The sequence below is a fragment of the uncultured Arenimonas sp. genome (genome assembly GCF_963976025.1).
Classification (GTDB): Bacteria; Pseudomonadota; Gammaproteobacteria; order Xanthomonadales; family Xanthomonadaceae; genus Arenimonas.
Genome location: NZ_CAXBJS010000211.1, coordinates 1 through 4,418, shown reverse-complemented (window position 1 = coordinate 4,418; position 4,418 = coordinate 1). Strand labels below are relative to the sequence as shown.

At 71.6% G+C, this 4,418-nt stretch carries 5 protein-coding genes; all 5 read left to right on the top strand.

All coding sequences use genetic code 11. The annotated features are described in order from the left end of the window. A partial coding sequence (locus AACZ35_RS12840; RefSeq protein WP_339829929.1) for an FtsX-like permease family protein occupies positions 1-262 on the top strand: 262 nt, incomplete at its 5' end. Then, entirely contained in the window at positions 255-956 is a 702-nt protein-coding gene (gene lolD, locus AACZ35_RS12835; protein ID WP_339829927.1) for a lipoprotein-releasing ABC transporter ATP-binding protein LolD, read from the top strand. The genes AACZ35_RS12840 and lolD, both read left to right, overlap by 8 nt. A gap of 1 nt (position 957) precedes the next feature. Then, on the top strand, positions 958-3,474 hold the full coding sequence (locus tag AACZ35_RS12830) for a DNA internalization-related competence protein ComEC/Rec2 (RefSeq protein WP_339829925.1): 2,517 nt from the start codon (positions 958-960) through the stop codon (positions 3,472-3,474). Continuing rightward, entirely contained in the window at positions 3,362-3,982 is a 621-nt protein-coding gene (locus AACZ35_RS12825) for a MotA/TolQ/ExbB proton channel family protein (protein WP_339829923.1), read from the top strand. Before AACZ35_RS12830 ends, AACZ35_RS12825 begins: the two co-directional genes overlap by 113 nt. Then, positions 3,979-4,401, top strand: coding sequence for a biopolymer transporter ExbD (locus AACZ35_RS12820; protein WP_339829921.1), 423 nt, complete (start codon positions 3,979-3,981; stop codon positions 4,399-4,401). Before AACZ35_RS12825 ends, AACZ35_RS12820 begins: the two co-directional genes overlap by 4 nt. Positions 4,402-4,418: the final 17 nt, after the last annotated feature.

The window sequence follows — 4,418 nt, the reverse complement described above, 5'->3', positions numbered from 1 at the left end:
GACCGGCGCGATCATCGGCGTGGCCAGCGGCGTGCTGCTGGCCAGCAACCTGTCGAACATCGTGCGTTACATCGAAGAAGCCACCCAGACCGAACTGATGCCCTCGGATGTCTATTACATCAGCGGCGTGCCGACCCTGGTCGATCCCAAGGACGTGCTGATGATCGCCATCGTGGCCTTCGTGCTGTGCCTGCTGGCCACCCTTTACCCGGCCTGGCGCGCCTCGCGCACCGATCCCGCCACGGCGCTGCGCTATGAATAAGCCCATGAACGACGTCGTCATCCGCTGCGAGAACCTGGGCAAGACCTACCAGGAAGGCGACCTGCGCACGCCGGTGTTCGACGGCCTGCAGCTGTCGGTACGGCGCGGCGAAACCGTCGCCATCGTCGGCGCTTCGGGCGCGGGCAAGTCCACGCTGCTGCACCTGCTGGGCGGCCTGGACAGCGCCAGCTCGGGCGAAGTGCACGTCGACGGCCAGCGCATGTCGGCCCTGGGCGAACGCGATCGCGGCCTGCTGCGCAACCGCGCCCTTGGATTCGTCTACCAGTTCCACCACCTGCTGCCGGAATTCACCGCGCTTGAAAACGTGATGATGCCGCTGCTGATCCGCGGCGATCGCGACAGCACGGCGCGCCCGGCCGCCCAGGCCCTGCTTGAACGCGTCGGCCTGGGCCATCGCCTGGGCCACAAGCCGGGCGAACTCTCGGGCGGCGAACGCCAGCGCGCCGCCGTGGCCCGCGCCCTGGTCGCGCGCCCGGCCTGCGTGCTGGGCGATGAGCCCACCGGCAACCTCGACGAAAAAACCGCCGCCACCGTCTTCGACCTGCTGCTCGAACTCAACCGCGACCTGGGCACCGCCCTGGTCATGGTGACCCACGATCGCCGCCTGGCGCGGCGACTGGATCGGACCCTGGAACTGACCCAGGGACAACTGCGACCCGCCACCGGGGACTGAGGTGCCGGGCCAGCGCGCCCCGGCGCCGGCGCCCTTCGGGCCCGGTGTCGCGGCTGCCCTGCTGGCCGGCGTGCTGTGGGTGCAGGGGCTGGCCAGCCTGCCCGGGGCGGGCATCATCGTCGCCTGGGGGCTTTGTGGCCTGTGGCTGTGGCGGTCGGCCACGCGCTGGCGCTGGCTGGGCGCCGGCCTGGTCGGCGTCAGCCTGGCCTGTGCCCACGGCGCCCATTCCCTGTCGCTGCGATTGCCCGACGAACTCTCCGGCGCCGTGCTGCAGGTGCATGGCCATGTCAGCGGCCTGCCGGAAGCGGGCGAGGGCAACTGGCGCTTCGGCTTCATCGTTGAAGGCGGCGAAGGCGCAGCCGCCGGCCTGGCGGGGCGCCGGCTGCAACTGGGCTGGTACGCCCAACCGGGCGAAAGCCTGCCGCACCTGCAGCCCGGCAGCCGCTGGCAGCTGGCCGTGCGCCTGCGGCCTCCGCGCGGCGTGGTCAACCCGGGCGGCTTCGACTTCGAGCGCCGGGCGCTGGAACGCCGGCTCGCCGCCACCGGGTACGTAGTCACCGGCGCCCCCGTCGGCCCGCCGGCGGCGGCGCAGGCCCTGGATCGCCGGCGCGAGGCGCTGTCGGCGGCGATAGGGCGCGCGGTGCCCGATGCCCGTGCCCGCTTCGTGCAGGCCCTGGCCCTGGGCGACACCCGCGCCCTGGACGACCACGACTGGACGGTGCTGCGCGCCACCGGCCTGACCCACCTGATCGCGATTTCCGGGTTCCACGTTGGCCTGGTCGCCGGCTTCGGGGCGCTGCTGGGGCAGGGCCTGTGGCGGCTCGTTCCGTCCCTGGGCCGGCGCTGGCCGCGGCCGCTGGGCACGGCGGCCCTGGCCCTGGCCCTTTCGCTGGCCTATACGGCGCTGGCCGGCTTCGCGCTGCCGACGGTGCGCACCGCGCTGATGATCGCCGTGGTGGTGCTGGCGCGGCTGCTGCGCCGGCCGCAGGGCGACGGCCAGTCGCTGGCGCTGGCGACGATCGCGGTCCTGCTGGTCGATCCGCTGGCCGTGCTGTCACCTGGTTTCTGGCTCAGCTACCTCGGCGTGGCCTGGCTGCTGTGGTGCCTGCCCACGGCGCCGGGCCAGGGCTGGTGGCGCCCCTTTGTTGGCGGCCAGGCGGTGGCGATGCTCGGGCTGCTGCCGGTGGGTGCCTGGTTTTTCAGCCAGGCCTCGCTGCCGGCGCCGGTGGTGAACCTGGTCGGCATTCCCTGGATCAGCCTGGGCGTGGTGCCGCTGGCCCTGATCGGGCTGCTGCTGCATCCGCTGCACGAGGGCGCGGCGGCGCTGGCCTGGCAGGCGGCGGCCACGCTGATGCAATGGCTCTGGCAGGGCCTGGAATGGGTGGCGCGCTGGCCGGCGGCGCTGGCCTGGCTGCCCGAACCGGGCCTGGCCAGCCTGCTGCTGGCCCTGGCCGGCGCCTTCTGGCTGCTGCTGCCCCGCGGCGTGCCCGGCAAGGCGCTGGCGGCGCTGCTGTTCCTGCCGCTGCTGTGGCCGGCGACCGATCGGCCCGGACCCGGCGAAGCCGACCTGCTGCTGGTGGACGTGGGGCAGGGGCTTTCGCTGGCGGTGCTGACCCAGCGCCACGTACTGCTCTACGACGCCGGCCCGGCACCGCCGCGTGGTCTGGATTTTGGTGAAGCGGCGGTGCTGCCGGCGCTGCGTGCCCACGGCGTGCGCCGCATCGACACCCTGGTGATCAGCCACGGCGACAACGACCACGCCGGCGGCGCCGACGCCGTGCGTGCCGGTTTGCCCGTGGGGAGGACCGTTGCGCCCGCAGCCTGGGCGCGCCCGGGCATGCAGCCTTGCCTGGCCGGGCAGGGCTGGCATTGGCAGGGTGTGCAATTCACCTGGCTGCACCCGACGCCGTATTTCCCCTACCTGCGCAACGACAGCAGCTGCGTGCTGCGCATCGAAGCGGCCGGGGCCAGCGCGCTGCTGCCCGGCGACATCGGCCGCCACGTCGAAGCCCGCCTGGCGAAACTGCCGGCAGCGCAGGTGCGCAGCGATGTGCTGGTGGTGCCGCACCACGGCAGCGACACCTCGTCGAGCCTGGATTTCCTGGCGGCGGTGCGGCCGACGCTGGGGCTGCTGCCCGTGGGTCACGACAATCGTTTCGGCCTGCCCAAACAGATCGTGCTCGATCGTTACGATCGCTATGCCACGCAACTGCTCGACAGCGCCACGTCGGGCGCGGTGCGCCTGCGCCTTGGCCACGACGGCGTACGGGTGCTGGAACGGCTTCGCCAGGACCGCCCGCGCTACTGGCGCCATGCCCCGGCTGGCGGCACAGGCTATGCTATCGGCGTCCCCCCAACGGCAAAGGTGAGGCGTGCTGGAACTGATCAAGGCAGGCGGCTGGGTGATGGCGCCGATCATCGCGCTGGCGGTGCTGGCGCTGGCCATCATCCTGGAGCGTTTCTGGAGCCTTCGGCGCAAGGAAGTGCTGCCCGACGGCCTGGGCGAGGAAGTCCGTGACTGGGCCCGCGGCCGCCAGCTCGACCCCAAGCACATCGACATCCTGCGCCGGAATTCGCCGCTGGGCGAACTGCTGGCCGCCGGGCTGGACGTGCGCCACCGCCCGCGTGAAATCATCAAGGAACGCATCGAGGACGTCGGCCGCCATGTCGCCCACCGCATGGAACGTTTCCTCAACACCCTGGGCACCATCGCCGCGGTGGCGCCGCTGCTGGGCCTGCTGGGCACCGTGTTCGGCATGATCGAGATGTTCCTGGACATCCTCACCGCCGGCGTCGGTGACGCCAACCGGTTGGCCGGCGGCATCGGCCAGGCGCTTATTTCCACCGCGGCCGGCCTGTGCGTGGCGATCCCGGCGGTCATCTTCCACCGTTACCTGCGCGGCCGGATCACCGAATACGTGGTCGAGATGGAGCAGCAGGCCACGGCCCTGCTCGACGCGCTGGAAGAAGAACCCTCGGCCAGCCCGGGCAAGCCGCCGCGCGCCACCAAGCGGGGCAAGGCGTGAAGCTCAGCACCGGCCGGGTTCCCGATGAACCGGAGATCAGCCTGGTGTCGCTGATCGACGTGGTGTTCTGCCTGATCATCTTCCTGGTGGTCACCACCACCTTCGACCATCGTTCGGCGCTCAAGATCGTGCTGCCCAAGACCGATTCGCGCAGCGAAGTACAGGTCGAACAGCCGCTGACCGTGCTGATCGACGCCGACGGCCGCATCTTCATCGGCAACAGCGAAGTGCTCAAGACCGACCCGGCCTCGCTGCGCGCCAGCCTGGCCAGCGAAGCCGGCGCCGACCGCACGCGCCAGATCGTGGTGCGCGCCGACGCCCGCTCCCAGACCCAGCATCTGGTGACGGTGATGGACAGCCTGGGCCAGCTGGGCTTCACCCGCATCAACCTTGCCACCACGCCCGAGGCCACGCCTTGAGTTCGGAAACCTCGGCC

Bases quoted from the DNA above. Each gene is read 5' to 3' on its own strand.
- lolD (WP_339829927.1), top strand. From the start codon at position 255: ATGAATAAGCCCATGAACGACGTCGTCATCCGCTGCGAGAACCTGGGC.
- AACZ35_RS12825 (WP_339829923.1), top strand. From the start codon at position 3,362: ATGGCGCCGATCATCGCGCTGGCGGTGCTGGCGCTGGCCATCATCCTG.